Consider the following 300-nt stretch of genomic DNA (forward strand, 5'->3'; position numbering starts at 1 on the left):
GGGCCACATTCACCGCGTCCAGGGGGACGGGCGTTCCCGCTTGAGCCAGTTCGACGGGCACTGATGGGTTCTCCGCCGCTCCATTCCGGGAAGCGCTCTCCTCAGAGTCAGGCCCACCGAACAAGCCCTCCACCAGGGCTCCCATCATCACCTCAAAGGCCGCGGATGAGGAGAGACCGCACCCGGGTGGCACGTCGGAGGTGGTCACCGCATCGAAGCCGCGCACGGTGCCGCCGGCGCGCACGTAGGAAGCCACCATGCCGCGAACCAGCGCCGCCGAGGATTCGCGTTCCCCGGGAT

General features: G+C 68.7%; 1 pseudogene. It reads right to left on the reverse strand.

The annotated features are described in order from the left end of the window. Positions 1-300, reverse strand: a pseudogene (locus PZH32_RS12945) (hypothetical protein); the annotation flags it as partial.

This window comes from Adlercreutzia equolifaciens (genome assembly GCF_029076695.1).
Taxonomy (GTDB): domain Bacteria; phylum Actinomycetota; class Coriobacteriia; order Coriobacteriales; family Eggerthellaceae; genus Adlercreutzia; species Adlercreutzia equolifaciens_A.